Source organism: Pseudomonas sp. OA65, from assembly GCF_017498305.1.
Taxonomy (GTDB): Bacteria; Pseudomonadota; Gammaproteobacteria; order Pseudomonadales; family Pseudomonadaceae; genus Aquipseudomonas; species Aquipseudomonas zanjanensis.
The window spans coordinates 18774-36048 of sequence record NZ_JAGDEZ010000052.1; the positions used below are offsets into that span (position 1 = coordinate 18774).

Genomic DNA, 17275 nt, shown 5'->3' on the forward strand with positions numbered 1-17275 from the left:
CTGCTTTTAGCCTTTGCCTTTGGTCCTGGTCATGTTCGGCCCGCCATTCTTTTCCAAATGCTCAATGATGATCCCCGCCACGTTCTTGCTTGTGGTGGTCTCGATGCCTTCCAGGCCTGGCGAGGAGTTGACCTCCATCACCAGCGGCCCATGATTGGAGCGCAGGATATCCACGCCGGCCACGGCCAATCCCATGACTTTTGCGGCTCGCAGGGCGGTCATGCGTTCTTCCGGGGTGATCTTGATCAGGCTGGCGCTGCCGCCGCGATGCAGGTTGGAGCGGAACTCCCCGGGCTTGGCCTGGCGTTTCATCGACGCAATCACTTTGTCGCCAACCACGAAGCAGCGAATGTCTGCGCCACCGGCTTCCTTGATGTACTCCTGGACCATGATGTTCTGCTTCAGGCCCATGAACGCTTCGATCACCGACTCCGCCGCCGTCGCGGTCTCACACAGGACCACGCCGATGCCCTGGGTGCCTTCCAGTACCTTGATGACCAGTGGTGCGCCGTTGACCATCGCAATCAGGTCGGGAATATCGTCGGGGGAGTGGGCAAAACCGGTGACCGGCAGGCCGATTCCACGCCGTGACAACAGCTGCAACGAGCGCAATTTGTCCCGGGAGCGGGCGATGGCCACCGACTCGTTAAGGGGAAACACCCCCATCATTTCGAACTGGCGCAACACCGCGCAGCCATAGAACGTCACGGATGCGCCGATCCGCGGGATCACCGCGTCGAACCCTTCCAGCGGTTTGCCACGGTAGTGGATCTGCGGCTTGTGGCTGGCGATGTTCATGTAGGCGCGCAGGGTATCGATCACCACCATTTCATGGCCACGTTCGGTCCCGGCTTCGACCAGGCGACGGGTGGAATACAGACGCGGATTACGCGACAGCACAGCGATCTTCATGCAACACCTGTGGCAGAGGTAGTGGACACCGGGAATGCCGGCTTTTCTTGAACATATTTGGTACCCGGATTGACCACCAATTGGCCATCGATCAAGGCTTTGGAACCCAGTAACAGGCGATAGCGCATGGATTTGCGGCAGGCCAGGGTGAACTCGACCCGCCAGACCCGGTCACCCAGTGCCAGCGTCGTGCTGATCACGTAGCGGACCTGAGCGTGGCCGTTGGAGCTCTTGATGGTCTTGCGCGCCACCAGGGGAGCTTCGCAACGCCGATGGCGCAACTGCACCACGGTGCCGAGGTGCGCCGTGAAGCGCACCCACTTTTCGCCATCGCGCTCGAACGGCTCGATGTCAGTGGCATGCAAGCTGGAGGTGCTGGCCCCGGTGTCGATTTTTGCCCGCAGGCCCGCGACTCCCAGATCCGGGAGCGCCACCCACTCGCGCAGACCGACAACGGTCAGATGGTCAAAAGTCTTCAATAAAAAAACCTGAAATTGGCACATCGGATCGCGGACACCGCGAATCGCGGTATTCACGCAGAATAATCACAAAATGGCGACAGTTATCTACTCACCTGTGCGTGCTTGTAACCGATTCCGACCCAAGCGATGTGTGTAGGGTCGGTTTGGTGGGCATTCTATCCGTCGGGCCGGATTCGTGCGCCCGACAAAAACGGTAGTACAGTTCCGGCTATTGGTAGAAAAGAGGAATGGCAGTGGCACAAAAAAAGGAAGAGGACGACAAGGTCCGTCTCGACAAATGGTTGTGGGCAGCGCGATTCTACAAGACGCGGGCCCTGGCCAAGACCGCCATCGAAAGCGGCAAGGTGCATCACCGGGGAGAGCGCTGCAAGCCGGGCAAGGAGCCACGTATCGGCGATGAATTTGTCATCCGCACCGGGTTCGATGAAAAGGCCGTGGTGGTCGAGGCCCTATCGATCGTGCGGCGCGGCGCTCCCGAAGCGCAGGCGCTGTACCGTGAAACCGAAGCCAGCATCGCCAAGCGCGAAGCCGCCGCCGCGCAACGCAAGGCCGGCGCCCTGGGGGTCAGCACCGACGGCAAACCGAGCAAGAAGCAGCGCCGGGACCTGTTCAAGTTTCATGGCAGCAACAACGAATAAAACACCGGTCATTCGAGGCTATCCGTGGCGAGGGAGCTTGCTCCCGCTGGGCTGCGTAGCAGCCCCAAAATCTTACGGTCGCTGCGCAACCGAGCGGGAGCAAGCTCCCTCGCCACAATGTGTCAGCCTACACATTCAGATGAGGCGTCAGTCCCTTCCCGTCAGGCAAACCCAAGCCTTGCTTGGAACCCACCCTGAATGCCCCTAAAATGCCCGCCATCATTTGTCATCACCTCAGATACCAGATCCTATGACTGATTTACCGGATACCGACTACACCCAACGTTTCATCTTCGATGACAGCGACGCCCGTGGCGAGCTGGTGGCGTTGGAGCGTAGCTACGCCGAAGTCCTCGCCAAGCACCCGTATCCGGAGCCGGTCGCACAAATGCTCGGCGAGCTGATGGCGGCCGCAGCGTTGCTGGTGGGCACCTTGAAGTTCGATGGCTTGCTGATTCTCCAGGCACGCTCCGAAGGTCCGGTGCCGTTGCTGATGATTGAGTGTTCCAGCGAGCGCGAAATCCGTGGCCTGGCCCGGTATGACGCCGAACAGATCGCGCCCGACGCGACCCTGGCCGACATGATGCCCAACGGTGTATTGGCCCTGACGGTCGACCCCACCCAGGGCAAGCGCTACCAAGGCATCGTCGATCTTGATGGCGCGACCCTTGCCGAATGCTTCACCAACTACTTCGTCATGTCCCAGCAGACCAATACACGCTTCTGGCTCTACGCCGACGGGCGGCGCGCGCGCGGTTTGCTGCTGCAACAACTGCCTGCCGATCGCTTGCGCGACCCGGAAGAACGTGATGCCAGCTGGCAGCACATCACCGCTCTGGCCAACACCCTGAGCGCCGATGAGCTGTTGAGCCTGGACAACGAAACCGTGCTGCATCGCCTCTACCACGAGGAGCAGGTACGCTTGTTCGACGGCCAGCCGTTGCGCTTCCAATGCAGCTGCTCTCGTGAACGTTCCGGCAATGCGCTGGTCAGTCTGGGTCTGGAAGATGCGCAGCAACTGGTGATCGAGCATGGCGGCGCGATCGAAATCGATTGCCAGTTTTGCAACGAGCGCTACCTGTTCGACGCGGCGGACATCGCTCAATTGTTCGCCGGTGCGGGTGTCGACACACCGTCAGATACTCGACACTAAAACGGTTCAGCGCAGGTAAATCTCCTGGCAAACGCCGGATTTACGCCGTACTGACGGGAGGGCCCTACTCTTTTTGGGGTTTTCTGGCATAATCCGGCCCACTTTTTTCGGGTAGTAGTGCGCGACTTCCTACTACAAAACGTTTGGAGCACTCGGCCACGGGCCGACGGGGAATCTCATGACGCAAGCCAATAACGCCGTGTACACCGATCTGAGTGTCGATGATCTGGTCAAAGAAGCCCTGAATCGCGGTGAAGGCGAGCTTGCCGATACTGGCGCGCTGGTTGTCCGTACCGGTCATCGTACCGGTCGCTCGCCAGTCGACCGTTTCATTGTGGAAGAGCCAACCACCCAGGACGCCATCGCCTGGGGCCCGATCAACCGCAAGTTCCCGGCCGACAAGTTCGATGCCCTGTGGAGCCGCGTTGAAGCCTACCTGGGCGAGCGCGAGCGTTTCGTATCCCACGTGCATGTAGGCTCCGATCCTGCGCACTACCTGCCAGTCAAGATGACCACCGAGACCGCGTGGCACAACCTGTTTGGCCGTTGCCTGTTCATCAACCCCGAGCAATACAACGCCGGCGGCAAGGATGAATGGCAGATCCTCAACGCGCCGAATTTCGTCTGCGAGCCTGAGCGCGACGGCACCAACTCCGACGGCACCGTGATCATCAATTTCGCGGCCAAGAAAGTGCTGATCGCCGGCATGCGCTACGCCGGTGAGATGAAAAAAGCCCTGTTCTCCGTGCAGAACTTCCTGCTGCCGGCTGTTGACGTGCTGCCGATGCACTGCGCCGCGAACATGGGCGAAGAGGGCGATGTGACCCTGTTCTTCGGCTTGTCGGGCACCGGCAAGACCACCCTGTCCGCCGATGAAAGCCGTTACCTGATCGGTGACGACGAGCACGGCTGGGGCGTGGGCGTGGTCTTCAACATCGAGGGCGGTTGCTATGCCAAGTGCATCGACCTGTCCGAGAAGAACGAGCCGGTCATCTGGAAAGCCATCCAGCACGGTGCCGTACTGGAAAACGTCGTCCTGGACCCAGTCACCAAGAAAGCCGACTACGCCGACGACAGCCTGACCCAGAACAGCCGCGCCGCCTACCCGCGTGAGCTGATCGAAAAACGCGCACCGAAAAACCTCGGTGGCGAGCCCAACGCTGTAATCTTCCTGACCTGCGACCTGACCGGCGTTCTGCCGCCGGTGTCGATCCTCAGCGAAGAACAAGCCGCCTACCACTTCCTGTCTGGCTACACCGCACTGGTGGGCTCGACCGAAATGGGTTCGGGCAGCGGCATCAAGTCGACCTTCTCCACCTGCTTCGGCGCACCGTTCTTCCCGCGTCCAGCCGGTGAATATGCTGAGCTGCTGATCAAGCGCATCCGCGGTTTCGGCTCCAAGGTCTACCTGGTCAACACCGGTTGGACCGGTGGTGGCTACGGCGTCGGCAAGCGCTTCAACATCCCGACCACCCGTGCGGTGATCGCAGCGATCCAGAGCGGCGCGCTGATCGGTGCTGAAACCGAACACCTGGACATCATCAACCTGGACGTGCCGCTGGCAGTTCCAGGCGTCGAGACTGGCCTGTTGAACCCACGCAACACCTGGGCCGACAAAGCCGCCTACGACGAAGCGGCCAAGGCATTGGCCGGCCTGTTCATCGAGAACTTCAAGAAGTTCGAAGTGAGCGACGCGATCAAGGCTGCAGGCCCACAGCTGTAAGGCTTGGTTGGTGAATAAAAAACCGCCCTTCATGGGCGGTTTTTTTATGGACGGTTATTTGAGGCGCCCCGATCAGCTAGGCCTCTTCCACTTCCCGCGTATCCCATCGCTGCGCCTTGATCGCCTTGTAAAGCATGCCGATGGTCAGTGGCAGCTTGTTCCCCCGGCCCTTGGCCCTGCGTTTTTGAAACACATCGAACCCTTCTGGCTGGAAATAGCGGTACGCGTCGTAGTCGATGAGCTCGATGGCGAACCGCTCCTCCACGGCTTCCATCAGATGCCGAGCGTCCGCGGCGTCACAACCCCAGTCGAGATTGATCGCGGTGTCCAGGCGAATCGTCTTGCGTTCAGGCAGGCCGATTTCTTCGTGGAGCAGCTCCATGAGCTGGCGCATGGTGTGATCGTCGGGGAAGTCTGGGGCGAGGTGCATGGCGAGGTTTCCGGGGGGTCGGCGTGTGTTCGTCTGGAGGGAAAGTTTAGGGGGAATCGCTGGCCATTGGAAAAAGAAGAAAGATCTCACAGTGGTCTCGGAACCGTCTGCTGAGTATTTCCCTGGCCGCTCGGTAAGGTTCGCCACGCCCTTTTAATGGGGTTAACGGCGACCAAGCAGGGATGAGCATGACGAAAGGGAAGGCCGGTGTTCCGCAGGTCTGGGAGCATTACGGTGGCGATCGGGGCTACAGGATCCTGCGGGACATGACCCCCAGCGAACTGGCAAAAAGAGAGGCCGATCAACAGGCCTATGAGGCCATGCTCGCCAGGCAGACGGCGTACATGAGCGAGCGCCTGACCCAGCTCCGCGAAGCATCACCTTCCGACGTGAAGGGCTGTGTATTTGCAAAGTCCTGCAAGCTGCCTGACTCGGTTATCGACTATCACAACCCGAGCGGCTACATCCCGACTGAAGCCCTGAGGGAGTACGGCCAATTTACCTTGTTGGGCGGGCGTCAAGCTGACGAGTCAGGGCGCATTCAGCTTAAGAGTATCAGCGGGTCGTTGCCGGCAAGCTTCGGCACGTTTGCTCTGGGTCGGACTATGCCGGTTTCCCTTGGCGTGGCGGCGGGGGCTGCTGGCGCGGTCACTGCACCCGTGGCGGCGGGTGTTCTGATCGGCCTGGTGGGGCTGCTGATGCCCGCGAGCCTGGGTGACGGTTCGTTGTACACCGAAGAGCAACTGCGCTCCATGGAGCAGGCACGTACGCGGGTGCGGTTGCACGTCGAGACCCAGGCCGATGGCACGCTCAAGGGATACGGCTACAACACCCAGGCGCGACGCGACTGGGAAATGATCCCGGTGGTGACGTTCCAGACTCGCGGTGAGCAGCAAGTAGCGGACTTTGGCGATGGGGTCGAGTTGATCTGGACGCCTGCGGTCGATCCCTCCGCGACGCTGGGCATCCCGGCGCTGGAGGCCGCGCCCCAGGCTCCGCACATCTGGATTTTTCCGCCGACGCCTGCGGCGGACAGCATCATCGTTAACCCGATTTATCCGCCGGAGTACAAGGATTTCATTCTTGTGTTTCCGGCGGATTCTGGGGTTTCGCCGTTGTATATAGTTTTAAATGTTCGTCGTAAAGGTTTGCCCGACGTGGGGCATGATTATCATCTGGCGCCAAAAACAGATGAAATTACAGGTTTCTCCGGTTTGAAAGTCGCTAAAAAGAAAACTCCTCGTCAAGGAGGCGGTGGCTTTCGAGAACGATGGACCGACTCAAAGGGTAGGACAATTTATGAATGGGATTTCATGCACGGTGAGCTCGAAGCGTACCGTGCGAGCGATGGCAGCCACTTGGGTTCGTTTGATCATGTAACGGGCAAGCAAATAGATGGGCCTAAACCGAATCGTAATATTAAAAAATATTTGTGAGGAATCTATGGGGTTGAAATTAAAGCTGGATTGGTATGACAAAGAAACCGAGCTAGGTGAAGGTCGGGAATATTCAAAGGATTTTGGTGACGATCCTTGGGTGCTTGATGCGCTTGGCGTTCCTGTAGAGAATAATATTAATATTGGTGGCTTTGATGTTGGTGATGAGTGGGCGCGTATATTGCAGCCACATTTCGAACACACCATGGACCTGGCAATGTATGACTATCAGGTGTCTTTTGACTATCGCGATGTTTGGTGATCATCGATTTAATTTGCTGCAGAGCTTTAGATGGCGCAAAGCGAGTTTTGGGTAATAGGCTTCCATTCAGATAAAAACATACTGATTTTCGAGAAACGTATCAGTTTGTCGGTGGAGGATTTGAAGCCTGTAATGCAATGGGTACACGACAGTGATTGTATCGGTTTGGATTTCAGGCTTTCTGTGGAACAGATGCTCGAAATTGAGCAGTTGACATCATCGGTGTTTCCGCAAGACTTGGATCTTTACTTAACGTCTTACGGCAACTCTGACAGTCCGGTGATTTGACCAGCTCTATCGACTGAAGATAATTGGATCGTGATATGGGATTAAAAGTCAGGTTGAGATGGTTCGATAAAAAAACGGAGGTTTTGGTTGAAAAAGAGTATTCGAAGGATTTTGGAGGCGACTCTACGGTTCTCGACGATCTGGATCTCCCTTTGGAGAACAATATCAATAATGGAAATTTTGACGTGAATACTGAATGGGCTGAGATCCTACAACCACATTTCGAGCATGTTTTGGATTTATCAATGTACGACTATAAGGTGTCTTTTGATTATAGGGATGTTTGGTAATCAGCATGCTTGAGTCCAACCGCCAACGCCGCGAGGCGGTAGATTCCTTCGCATTTCCCATGGTCTATTTCCTGAACCATGTCTCAGGCACCAGGCTGTATCATCCCGTATCGATTCAACCCCGACCTTTTCTCGACTCGCTGCGTTGTCCCGCTAGGCTTTGGGCATCGCAGCAGTCAAAGGAGCGACCGCGCATGCACAGCACCCTGGAACAGGTTTTCGGTTATCCACAGTTTCGTCCCGGGCAGGAGGCGGCCATCGGGGCTGTGCTGGCCGGTCGGTCGGCGGCGGCCATCTTTCCTACCGGCTCGGGCAAGTCCCTGTGTTATCAATTGTCGGCCCTGCTCTTGCCGCACCTGACCCTGGTGGTCTCACCGTTGCTGGCGTTGATGCAGGACCAGTTGGCGTTCCTCCAGCGCCACGGCATCGCGGCGGCCAGCATCGATTCGGCCCAGAGCCGTGACGAAGCCAACGACGCCATGGCGAGGGCCCGTTCGGGTGAGTTGAAGATCCTGATGATTTCCGTGGAGCGCCTGAAGAACGAGCGCTTTCGCAATTTCCTGCAGCAGGTGCCGATCTCGTTGCTGGTGGTGGACGAGGCCCACTGCATTTCGGAATGGGGGCATAACTTCCGACCTGATTACCTCAAGCTTCCCGATTACCAGCACCAGTTCAATATTCCCCAGGTATTGCTGCTGACGGCCACCGCGACACCCAAGGTCATCGCCGACATGCAGGCGAAATTCGCCATCGCCGCCGCCGATGTGGTGACGACCGGTTTCTACCGACCGAACCTCAATCTGCTGGTCGAGCCCGTGCGTGGTGCCGACAAGCGCGGGCGACTGGTGCAGTGGTTGGCCGAGCGTGCCGGGCAGCCGAGCATCGTCTACGTCACCTTGCAGCGAACCGCCGAGCAGATCGCTGAACACTTGGGGCGGCACGGTATCCAGGCCGAGGCCTATCACGCCGGTTTGCCCCATGAACAGCGCGAAACCATCCAGCGGCGATTCATGGGCGGCCAATCCAATTGCATCGTCGCGACCATCGCCTTCGGCATGGGCATCGACAAGAGCGACATCCGTAACGTCGTGCATTTCGACTTGCCCAAGTCCATCGAAAACTACAGCCAGGAGATCGGCCGCGCCGGACGGGACGGGCAGCCGTCCGATTGCCTGGTGCTGGCCAACCGCGACAGCCTCAACGTGCTGGAGAACTTCGTGTATGGCGATACGCCGGAGTTTACCGGCATTCGTTGCGTGCTCGATGAATTGAAGGCCGCGGCAGCCGATGGGCAGTGGGAGTTCTTGTTGGGACCGCTGGCGGACCAGAGCAACATCCGGCAACTGCCGCTCAAGACGCTGCTGGTCCAGTTGGAATTGCGCCGGCTGATCGCGCCGCGTTATGCCTATTTCGCGGAGTACCGCTTCAAGTTCCTGACCGAGCCGCACGAGCTGCTGGAGCGCTTCGAAGGTGAGCGACGGGACTTCGTCGCGGCCATCATCCAAACCTCCAGTCGCGCCCGGAGTTGGGCCACGGTGGATTTTGACGAGATGTACCAGCGGTATCGCGCCGAGCGTAATCGGGTGGTGAAGGCGCTGGATTATTTCCAGGAAAAGGGCTGGATCGAGCTGGAAAGCAAACAGATGACCGAGGTGTACAGCGTGCTGGAAGCGGATCTGGATGCGCAGCTCTTGAGTGCCGAGCTACATGCCTATTTCACCCGGCACGAACACGGTGAGATCGAGCGGATCCACGCCATGCTCGAATTGTTCGCCACTGACCGTTGCCTGGGTCATCGCTTGGCGGAGTATTTCGGCGACGGCAATGCGCCACGCCAGTGCGGCCATTGTTCGGTATGCCATGGGCATGTTGCCCGCCTGCCGGAGCCGCCCATGTTGCCGGCGCTTGTGGATAAAAATTTCGAGGCGCTGTGTGGCGATTTTATCCACAAGCACGAGCAGCACAGCGGCAGCGTGCCGTCTGCCGAGCGCCTCACCCGGTTCCTGTGCGGAATCAGCGTGCCGCTGTTCACCCGTTTGAAGGCACGGAAAATCCATGGGTATGCCGCATTGGAAGAGTACCCATACGCTGAAGTTCGCCAGTGGGCTCAAGCGCACCTGTGAGCTGCATCCATTCGCTGAATGCCCCTCATCACACGAATAAATTTCAAAAACTTTCGTGGGCTGACTAAGGTGAAGGCTGTCTTCGGATCGCCAAAACAAGAGAGCAGACATGAGCCAGACACCCTTCGATATTCAGCGTGCCGCAGTGGTCGGTGCAGGCACCATGGGACGGGGCATCGTAATGTGCCTGGCCAATGCCGGCGTGGCGGTGCAATGGGTCGACAACAATCCGCAAATGCTCGATCAGGCGTTGGCCGCCGTAGCCGAGACCTATGCCCATGGCGTGCGCCAGGGCCGTATCGACCAGGCTGAGGCGGATGCGCGGGTTGCTCGGGTGACGCGGGCGGAGGATTACGCGGCGATCCGCGAGGTGGACCTGGTGATCGAGGCGGTCTACGAAAACCTGGAGCTCAAGCAGACTATCTTTCGCGAGCTGGATGGCCTGCTGAAGCCCGAGGCGATCCTGGCGAGCAATACGTCGGCACTGGACATCGATGCCATCGCCGCTGTCACTCGCAGGCCAGCCCAAGTCCTGGGCCTGCATTTCTTCAGCCCGGCGCACATCATGAAGCTGCTGGAAATCGTCCGCGGTGCGCAAACCTCCAAGGCAGTGCTGGACGCGGCCTTGGTGCTGGGCAAGCGCATGGGCAAGGTCAGCGTTATATCGGGCAACTGCCATGGTTTCATCGGCAACCGGATGCTCCACCCGTATGTGCTGGAAGCGCGCAAGATGCTGCTGGAGGGGGCATTCCCCCACCAGGTGGATGCGGCGTTACAGGGCTTCGGCTTCGCCATGGGGCCGTTTCGCATGTACGACGTCGTCGGCATCGACCTGGAATGGCGCGCCCGTGAGCTGGCGGGTAAGGGCCAGGACGCGCCCGAGGTGCAGGTGGACAACCGTTTGTGCGAACTGGGGCGGTTCGGCCAGAAAAGCGGCAACGGGTACTATCACTACGAGCCGGGCAGTCGACAGGCCGAGCATGACGTTGAGGTCGATGCGCTGGTGCTGCAGGTCAGCGAAGGGCTGGGGTTCCAGCGTCGCGAGATCGGTCCGGAGGAAATCCTTGAGCGCTGCTTGCTGGCGCTGGTCAACGAGGGGGCGAAGATCTTGCAGGAAGGCATTGCCGAGTCGGCCCACGACATCGACCTGGTCTACCTTAACGGCTACGGCTTCCCCGCGGACAAGGGTGGGCCGATGGCCTGGGCCGACGGGCAGGGGCTGGACGCTATCCACGAGCGCCTGCTGGAGCTCGAAACGAAGCAGGGTGACCAGTGGCAGCCCGCGCGCCTGATCGGCGAACTGGCGGCGCAGGGCAAGGGATTCTCGAACCGATAGGCCGTCATCCTGAAATCATTGAACAACCATGAAGAACTTTTGATGCCCCAACGTAGCGAATACCCACACTTGCAGCCCATCACCACGCGTTGGCACGACAACGATGTGTACGGTCACGTCAACAACGTCACTTACTACAGCTTCTTCGATACCGCCGTGAACACCTATCTGATCGAAACCGGCGGTCTTGATATCCATGAAGGAGAGGTGGTGGGGTTCGTGGTGAGTTCGGCCTGCGACTACTTTGCCTCGATCGCCTTTCCAGACCGGATTGAAATCGGCCTGCGGGTCGGCAAGTTGGGCAGCAGTTCGGTGCAATACGAGCTGGCGGTGTTCAAGGCGGGCGAGGATGAGGCCTGCGCGGCGGGCCGTTTTGTCCATGTATTCGTGGATCGGGCGTCGAATCGGCCGGTGGCGATTCCGGACCGGCTGCGTGGGGCGTTGGAGCGTTTGGTGGTCTGAAACGAAAATCGCAGCCTCCGGTCAGGCTCTGTGAAGAGTTGCCGAAGGCTGCGATCTTTTACCGGCGGGTATCAAAGCCAGCGATCAATCGTCGTAATAGCGATGTTTATGCTTGTGCTTGCGATGCCCGTAGGCATGGCCGCGACCTGGGTGGCCGTCACGGTAGTAGCGGCGATCACCACGGCGACCGTCATAACGGCGGTCATCGTCATCGTCCTTGCCCATGTAGTTACCCAGGGCACCACCGGCGCCACCGCCCGCTGCCGCACCGATCAGGCTGCCGGTGCTGCCGCCGACGCTACGGCCGACCACGTTACCGCCGGCCGCGCCCAGTGCGCCGCCGATTGCCGCTTCGCCGCGGCTATGTCTGTCTGCACCGACCGCACTACCGCCTGCACCGCCCAGCGCCGCGCCGATAGTGGAACCGGTGTTGCCGCCCAGGGACTGGCCGACGACCGAACCCAAAACCCCGCCCAATGCGCCGCCCACACCTGCTTCGGCAGTACCACCGGCGGAAGCGATGCCACTGGCCAGGCTAAGGGACAACAAGAGAATGGAGGAGAACTTCATAGAGGAGCCTCAAAGGGATGACGGCGCGATCCTGAGGCTGGCTTCGCTTGCTTACAATCGAAATCCGACGAGTAGCACGACTTGTGCACAATTCTCTAAGTTATTGTTTTTCGGTGGGAACTTAAGGCGAATTGGCCGGTCTTTAGCTACTTGAGACAGGCCGTTTTCCATGGAAAACGGCCTTTTTTGTGCCCGTTCGAAAAGTAGGATTGTGAGAGCAAAGCTATGTGGGAGCAAAGCTTGCTCGCGACACAGGCGACTCTACTTCTGAAAGACCGCACCGCTTTCATCGCGGGCAAGCCTTGCTCCCACACAACCCAATCTCCTCGCCATAGAGCTGTGTATCAGGCCGACTTGGCCAGGATCAGTCCGTTCTCACTCGCCGCTTCCAGGCGGATCGCGACGAATTTCGACGTCGGCGTATGGCTGCCATCACCGGTGCTTTCCAGCGGCACCAGCGGGTTCACTTCCGGGTAGTAAGCCGCAGCCTGCCCGGCGGGAATGTCGAACGCCAGCAGGGTAAAACCCTTGACCCGACGCTCGCGACCATCTTCCCAGAGCGAGACAATGTCGGCTTTCTGCCCCGGCTTGAAGCCCAGGCGAATGATGTCCGCTTCGTTGACGAACAGCACGTCGCGCTGGCCCTTCACCCCGCGATAGCGGTCGTCGAGGCCGTAAATGGTGGTGTTGTACTGATCGTGGGATCGCATGGACTGCATGATCAGGTCGGGCAGCTGGCCGGTGGCACGGGTGCGCTCATGCACGAGGTCGGTCGGCAACAGGTTCGGCTTGAAGTTGGCGCGGCCCGACGGGGTGTTCCAGCGTCGCGAGCCGGCGCTGTTACCCAGGTAGAATCCGCCGGGGTTCTTCAGCTTTTCGTTGAAGTCCTTGAAGCCGGGGACGGTGTCGGCGATCAGATCGCGAATGCGACTGTAGTCGGCCACCAGCCAGTTCCAATCCACCGGGCGGCTGCCCAGCGTGGCGGCGGCGATGCCCGCGATGATCCACGGTTCGGAGCGCATCTGGTTCGATAGCGGCTGCAACTGACCCATGGAGGCATGCACCATGCTGAAGGAGTCCTCCACGGTCACCGCTTGCGCGCCTTCGGTCTGCAGATCGATGTCGGTGCGGCCCAGGCACGGCAGGATCAGCGCGTCCTTGCCGTGGGCCAGGTGGCTGCGGTTGAGCTTGGTGCTGATCTGCACCGTCAGATCGCAATTGGCAAGGGCCTGGAACGTGCGGTGGCTGTCCGGCGTGGCTTGGGCGAAGTTGCCGCCCAGGGCGATGAACACTTTCGCCTGGCCGTCGGCCATGGCGTGGATCGCCTCGACCACGTTGTGGCCGTTCTCACGCGGAACCTTGAACTGGAAGCGCCGCTCCAGCGTGTCGAGGAACGCCACTGGCGGACGTTCATTGATGCCCATGGTCCGATCGCCCTGCACGTTGCTGTGGCCGCGGACGGGGCACAGGCCTGCGCCTGGCCGGCCAATGTTGCCGCGCAGCATCATCACGTTGGCGATTTCCTGGATGGTCGCCACCGAGTGACGGTGCTGGGTGATGCCCATCGCCCAGCACATGATCACGTTCTTGCTTCTGGCGTACATGCGCGCCGCCTGCTCGATTTCGACCAGGGTCAGGCTCGATTGCTCGACGATCTGCTCCCACGGCGTATCGTCGACCGTCGCCAGGTAATCCAGCACGTTGGTGCAGTGTTCATTGAGGAACGCGTGGTCGAACACTGCCGCCGCACCGTTGTCCTGTGCCTCCCGCTCCCATTGCAGCAGGAACTTCGCCATGCCGCGCAAGATCGCCATGTCACCCCCCAGGGCCGGGCGGAAGTACGCGGTGTTGGTCGGCTTATTGCCGTTGGTGAGCATTTCGATCGGGCTCTGTGGATGCTGGAAGCGCTCCAGTCCACGCTCCTTGAGCGGGTTGATGCAGATCACTTGGGCGCCGCGCTTCACCGCCTCGCGCAGGGGTTCAAGCATTCGCGGATGATTGGTGCCAGGGTTCTGGCCCCAGACGAAAATCGCGTCGGCGTGCTCGAAGTCGTCGAATGTCACCGTGCCCTTGCCAACGCCCACGCTCTGGGCCAGCGCTACACCGCTGGCCTCGTGGCACATGTTCGAGCAGTCAGGGAAATTGTTGGTGCCATAGGCGCGTACGAACAGTTGATACAGATAGGCCGCTTCGTTGCTGGCCCGGCCCGAGGTGTAGAACTCGGCCTGGTTGGGACTGGACAGCCCTTGCAGGTGCTTGCCAACCAGGGCGAACGCCGCTTCCCAACTGATGGGCTTGTAGCGGTCGGTTTCAGCGTCGTAGCGCATGGGTTCGGTCAGGCGACCCTGGTATTCGAGCCAGTAATCGCTCTGCTCCAGCAGCGAGGTCACGCTGTGCTTGGCGAAAAAGGCAGCGTCGACGCGGCGCTTGGTGGCTTCCCAGTTCACGGCCTTGGCGCCGTTCTCGCAGAACTTGACCATGCCGCTTTCCGGCGAGTCGCCCCAGGCACAGCCCGGGCAGTCGAAACCACCGTTCTGGTTGGTCTTGAGCATCATGCGGATGTTCTTCAGCGCGTTGTCGCTGGTCAACCAGGCCTGAGCGACACTGATCAGCGCACCCCAACCGCCAGCCGGGCCCTTGTAGGGCTTGTAGCGCGGAACGGGTTTCTGGTCGGCTTGTTGATGATTGCTCACGCTTGTTTCTCCATCGCAGGGCTGTAGACCCGCGGCGCACTTTTTTGCGGCAGGTGGATGAGATTGAGGTTGTGTTGACGGGCCCATTGCACGGCGAGGCCCGTGGGCGACGACAGGCTGACCAGGGTCTGGATGCCGGCGCGCAGTACTTTCTGGATCAGTTCGAGGCTGCAACGGCTGGTAACGATCGCCACGCCACCGGTCACCGGGATTTGTTGCCGGATCAGCGCGCCAATCAGCTTGTCGAGGGCGTTGTGCCGACCGATATCTTCGCGGCCCAGGAGCAATTGGCCCTGGGCATTCATGAACAAGGCCGCATGCACCGCGCCGCAATGTTGGCCCAGCGGCTGGAACTGGCTGATGCGGTCGCGCAGGCCATCGAGCCACTGTGCCGGTGGCAATGCTGCACCGGGCAGCACCTTGAGATCGGGCAAGGCCTGTTCCACCGCTTCCACGCCGCACAACCCGCAGCCACTGGTGCCCGCCAGCTGTCGGCGTTGCTGCTTGAGGTTCCAGAAGGCGCGGTTGGCGATGGTTACCTGGGCGTAGTGCGCGGCACCGGTGCCGCTCAGTTGCAGGTCGTAGACGTCCGATGAGTCTTCAATGATGCCGCTGCCGAGGCTGAAGCCGACGATGAAATCTTCAAGGTCGGTGGGCGTGACCAGCATGACCGCCTGGCTGATGCCGTTATAGGCAATCGCCAGCGCCACTTCCTCGGCCAGCGCGGTGCTGTCCGATTGGGCGCGGTCCAGATTGCAGTAGCGATAGCTCTGGCTGGCGACCGGCGCGGATGTTTCCATCGCAGGCGCTGGACTGACCGGAGGCTTGTCGTTCATAGGCATCACTGAAAGTAGGAATAGTGCTAAGACTAAATGCGGCAATCTGCCACGTCTAATCGCTATTACTGATCTTCCAATAGATGACGTCGATCAAGAAGTCGTCGCTGATTTCTGATAAAGGGCGAAACAAGCCTCGGCCAGCGCTGAGCGAGGAGCACCGCGTCGCATGATCAGGCCCAGGGAAACCAGTGTCTGCGCGCTTTCAACGGGCTGGATGCGCAAGTCTTCGGTCAAAACGTCCAGGCCGCTGTCCAGCGGCATCACCGCGCAACACAGCCCGCCATGCACAGCTTGTAACAATTGATGCACCGCGTCGGTTTGCAACAGCGGTTGGGGCGTCAGACCCCGACTGTGGAAATTGTGGTCGATGGACTGGCGAAAATGCATGCCGCTGGTGAGCATGCCCAACGGCAGTTCGATCAGCGCTTCCCAGCTCAGCGGTTGTTCACCGAAAAAGAAATAACGCTGGTCGTAAAGCAAGCCCATGCGTGTGGGGCTGAAGGGCAGGGCCTCGAAGCGTTCATTGTCCAGGCGCTCCAAGTAGGAAATGCCCAAGTCGATGCGGTTGTTCGCCAATTGTTCGAGGATGCGTTCGGAACTCAGGGACGACAATTCGAAACGCAGGCTGGGGTGTTCGGTGTGCAAGCGCTGCATCATCGCCAGCGGGTCGAAGTCCGACAACGGCACCACGCCCAGGCGCAGCGTACCCACCAGGTTGCCGCGACAGGCCGCCGCTTCGGCCTGCAGCCCGTCATAGGCCGCCAGCACTGTGCGCGCCCAGGCCAGTACGCGCTCTCCCGGCGCGGTGAAACCTTCAAAGCGCTGGCCGCGGTTGACCAATGGCAGGTCGAGTTCTTCTTCAAGGCTGCGCAGGCGCATCGACAACGTCGGCTGGGTGATATGGCAACGTGCGGCGGCTTGGCCGAAGTGACGGGTTTCGTCCAGCGCGATGAGAAATTTCAGCTGCTTGATGTCCATCTTCGCTCCAGGGCGCGGGAAGATTCGGATTCTAGCGCTTGCGCGTGGCGGGGTCATTGGTCGGCTGGGAACCGGGTTCGCTTCGCCTGGTCTAGTCTTTGCGTCTGGACACTTAAATCAAGGAGCGTGTGCCATGAGTATTTTTAGCTTTGTGAAGGAAGCCGGTGAAAAGCTGATCGACCTGCTGACCCCCGGCAATGCCAATGCCAGCGAACAACTGAAAGAACACATTGCAAAGGTCGGCCTGGGTAATCCGAATGTACAGGCGACGGTCGAGGGCGACAAAGTCATCGTCACGGGCGAAGTAGCGAGCCAGGAAGAGAAAGAAAAGATCCTGTTGGCGGTGGGCAATATCGCCGGTGTCGGCAGTGTCGACGACCAGATTACAGTGACTGGTCCGGTGGCACAGGCGGCGCGTTTCGTGACGGTGAAGAAGGGCGACACGCTCAGTGCCATCTCCAAGGCCGAGTACGGCGACGCGAACAAGTACAACAAGATATTCGAGGCCAACAAACCGATGCTGTCGCACCCGGACAAGATCTATCCGGGGCAGGTGTTGCGTATCCCCGAGTAATCCGATCCCTGTGGCGAGGGAGCTTGCTCCCGCTGGGCTGCGAAGCGGCCCCAATGCATCTGCTGCGCAGCCGAGCGGGAGCAAGC

18 protein-coding genes are annotated in these 17275 nt (G+C 59.8%); 11 read left to right on the plus strand and 7 right to left on the minus strand.

What is annotated here, in order from left to right; translation table 11 throughout:
- Window positions 1-6: 6 nt before the first annotated feature.
- Together rimK and J3361_RS26550 are read right to left on the minus strand one after the other, a co-directional pair.
- Entirely contained in the window at window positions 7-912 is a 906-nt protein-coding gene (gene rimK / locus J3361_RS26545; RefSeq protein ID WP_003196697.1) for a 30S ribosomal protein S6--L-glutamate ligase, read from the minus strand.
- On the minus strand, window positions 909-1391 hold the full coding sequence (locus J3361_RS26550; RefSeq protein WP_053117327.1) for an ATP-dependent zinc protease: 483 nt from the start codon (window positions 1389-1391) through the stop codon (window positions 909-911). The genes rimK and J3361_RS26550 overlap by 4 nt, the downstream gene beginning before the upstream one ends.
- A gap of 236 nt (window positions 1392-1627) precedes the next feature.
- Between J3361_RS26550 and J3361_RS26555 the strand changes: the two genes are divergently transcribed.
- From J3361_RS26555 to J3361_RS26565, 3 genes are all read left to right on the plus strand, one after another.
- Window positions 1628-2032 carry a S4 domain-containing protein gene (locus tag J3361_RS26555; protein WP_207967038.1) on the plus strand — a complete coding sequence of 135 codons (405 nt, stop codon included), beginning with the start codon at window positions 1628-1630 and terminating at the stop codon, window positions 2030-2032.
- A 250-nt stretch (window positions 2033-2282) separates the two neighbouring features.
- Window positions 2283-3185 (plus strand): Hsp33 family molecular chaperone HslO, encoded by a 903-nt coding sequence (gene hslO / locus J3361_RS26560; protein ID WP_207967039.1) that lies wholly within the window; start codon window positions 2283-2285, stop codon window positions 3183-3185.
- A 178-nt stretch (window positions 3186-3363) separates the two neighbouring features.
- On the plus strand, window positions 3364-4908 hold the full coding sequence (locus tag J3361_RS26565) for a phosphoenolpyruvate carboxykinase (protein ID WP_207967040.1): 1545 nt from the start codon (window positions 3364-3366) through the stop codon (window positions 4906-4908).
- 76 nt (window positions 4909-4984) lie between these two features.
- Here the strand turns inward: J3361_RS26565 and J3361_RS26570 are convergent, their stop codons facing one another.
- A complete protein-coding gene (locus J3361_RS26570; RefSeq protein ID WP_207967041.1) occupies window positions 4985-5338 on the minus strand; it encodes a DUF1493 family protein in 354 nt (117 codons plus the stop codon).
- Window positions 5339-5526: 188 nt separating this feature from the next.
- Between J3361_RS26570 and J3361_RS26575 the strand changes: the two genes are divergently transcribed.
- From J3361_RS26575 to J3361_RS26605, 7 genes are all read left to right on the plus strand, one after another.
- Window positions 5527-6774 carry a colicin E3/pyocin S6 family cytotoxin gene (locus J3361_RS26575; protein ID WP_207967042.1) on the plus strand — a complete coding sequence of 416 codons (1248 nt, stop codon included), beginning with the start codon at window positions 5527-5529 and terminating at the stop codon, window positions 6772-6774.
- Between the two features lie 7 nt (window positions 6775-6781).
- Window positions 6782-7036, plus strand: a complete 255-nt coding sequence (locus J3361_RS26580; protein ID WP_207967043.1) for a colicin E3-like toxin immunity protein — start codon at window positions 6782-6784, stop codon at window positions 7034-7036.
- A 30-nt stretch (window positions 7037-7066) separates the two neighbouring features.
- A complete protein-coding gene (locus J3361_RS26585) occupies window positions 7067-7324 on the plus strand; it encodes a hypothetical protein (RefSeq protein ID WP_207967044.1) in 258 nt (85 codons plus the stop codon).
- Between the two features lie 35 nt (window positions 7325-7359).
- Complete coding sequence (locus tag J3361_RS26590; RefSeq protein WP_207967045.1) at window positions 7360-7614, plus strand: colicin E3-like toxin immunity protein; 255 nt, start codon at window positions 7360-7362, stop codon at window positions 7612-7614.
- Between the two features lie 194 nt (window positions 7615-7808).
- Window positions 7809-9737, plus strand: coding sequence for an ATP-dependent DNA helicase RecQ (locus J3361_RS26595; RefSeq protein WP_207967046.1), 1929 nt, complete (start codon window positions 7809-7811; stop codon window positions 9735-9737).
- A gap of 109 nt (window positions 9738-9846) precedes the next feature.
- The gene (locus J3361_RS26600) at window positions 9847-11073 is read left to right on the plus strand and encodes a 3-hydroxyacyl-CoA dehydrogenase (RefSeq protein ID WP_207967047.1); all 1227 of its coding nucleotides are present in this window, start codon (window positions 9847-9849) and stop codon (window positions 11071-11073) included.
- A gap of 42 nt (window positions 11074-11115) precedes the next feature.
- Entirely contained in the window at window positions 11116-11535 is a 420-nt protein-coding gene (locus J3361_RS26605) for a thioesterase family protein (RefSeq protein ID WP_207967048.1), read from the plus strand.
- A gap of 84 nt (window positions 11536-11619) precedes the next feature.
- Here the strand turns inward: J3361_RS26605 and J3361_RS26610 are convergent, their stop codons facing one another.
- The 4 genes from J3361_RS26610 to J3361_RS26625 form a co-directional block, all read right to left on the minus strand.
- Entirely contained in the window at window positions 11620-12105 is a 486-nt protein-coding gene (locus J3361_RS26610; RefSeq protein ID WP_053181061.1) for a glycine zipper domain-containing protein, read from the minus strand.
- 344 nt (window positions 12106-12449) lie between these two features.
- Window positions 12450-14798: an FdhF/YdeP family oxidoreductase gene (locus J3361_RS26615; RefSeq protein WP_207967049.1), complete on the minus strand. Its 2349-nt coding sequence runs from the start codon at window positions 14796-14798 to the stop codon at window positions 12450-12452.
- The gene (fdhD, locus tag J3361_RS26620) at window positions 14795-15634 is read right to left on the minus strand and encodes a formate dehydrogenase accessory sulfurtransferase FdhD (RefSeq protein ID WP_207967050.1); all 840 of its coding nucleotides are present in this window, start codon (window positions 15632-15634) and stop codon (window positions 14795-14797) included. Before fdhD ends, J3361_RS26615 begins: the two co-directional genes overlap by 4 nt.
- 93 nt (window positions 15635-15727) lie before the next feature.
- Window positions 15728-16615, minus strand: a complete 888-nt coding sequence (locus J3361_RS26625; RefSeq protein WP_207967051.1) for a LysR family transcriptional regulator — start codon at window positions 16613-16615, stop codon at window positions 15728-15730.
- A 133-nt stretch (window positions 16616-16748) separates the two neighbouring features.
- Here J3361_RS26625 and lysM point away from each other — a divergent pair, with 133 nt between their 5' ends.
- Window positions 16749-17189, plus strand: a complete 441-nt coding sequence (lysM, locus tag J3361_RS26630; RefSeq protein WP_207967052.1) for a peptidoglycan-binding protein LysM — start codon at window positions 16749-16751, stop codon at window positions 17187-17189.
- Window positions 17190-17275: the final 86 nt, after the last annotated feature.

Excerpts from the sequence above, each read along its gene's own strand:
- J3361_RS26575 (WP_207967042.1), top strand. The coding sequence starts at position 5,527 with ATGACGAAAGGGAAGGCCGGTGTTCCGCAGGTCTGGGAGCATTACGGT.
- J3361_RS26605 (WP_207967048.1), top strand. The coding sequence starts at position 11,116 with ATGCCCCAACGTAGCGAATACCCACACTTGCAGCCCATCACCACGCGT.
- J3361_RS26580 (WP_207967043.1), top strand. The coding sequence starts at position 6,782 with ATGGGGTTGAAATTAAAGCTGGATTGGTATGACAAAGAAACCGAGCTA.
- fdhD (WP_207967050.1), bottom strand. The coding sequence starts at position 15,634 with ATGAACGACAAGCCTCCGGTCAGTCCAGCGCCTGCGATGGAAACATCC.
- J3361_RS26600 (WP_207967047.1), top strand. The coding sequence starts at position 9,847 with ATGAGCCAGACACCCTTCGATATTCAGCGTGCCGCAGTGGTCGGTGCA.
- J3361_RS26565 (WP_207967040.1), top strand. The coding sequence starts at position 3,364 with ATGACGCAAGCCAATAACGCCGTGTACACCGATCTGAGTGTCGATGAT.
- J3361_RS26625 (WP_207967051.1), bottom strand. The coding sequence starts at position 16,615 with ATGGACATCAAGCAGCTGAAATTTCTCATCGCGCTGGACGAAACCCGT.
- hslO (WP_207967039.1), top strand. The coding sequence starts at position 2,283 with ATGACTGATTTACCGGATACCGACTACACCCAACGTTTCATCTTCGAT.
- J3361_RS26570 (WP_207967041.1), bottom strand. The coding sequence starts at position 5,338 with ATGCACCTCGCCCCAGACTTCCCCGACGATCACACCATGCGCCAGCTC.
- J3361_RS26610 (WP_053181061.1), bottom strand. The coding sequence starts at position 12,105 with ATGAAGTTCTCCTCCATTCTCTTGTTGTCCCTTAGCCTGGCCAGTGGC.
- lysM (WP_207967052.1), top strand. The coding sequence starts at position 16,749 with ATGAGTATTTTTAGCTTTGTGAAGGAAGCCGGTGAAAAGCTGATCGAC.
- J3361_RS26595 (WP_207967046.1), top strand. The coding sequence starts at position 7,809 with ATGCACAGCACCCTGGAACAGGTTTTCGGTTATCCACAGTTTCGTCCC.
- J3361_RS26590 (WP_207967045.1), top strand. The coding sequence starts at position 7,360 with ATGGGATTAAAAGTCAGGTTGAGATGGTTCGATAAAAAAACGGAGGTT.
- J3361_RS26585 (WP_207967044.1), top strand. The coding sequence starts at position 7,067 with ATGGCGCAAAGCGAGTTTTGGGTAATAGGCTTCCATTCAGATAAAAAC.
- rimK (WP_003196697.1), bottom strand. The coding sequence starts at position 912 with ATGAAGATCGCTGTGCTGTCGCGTAATCCGCGTCTGTATTCCACCCGT.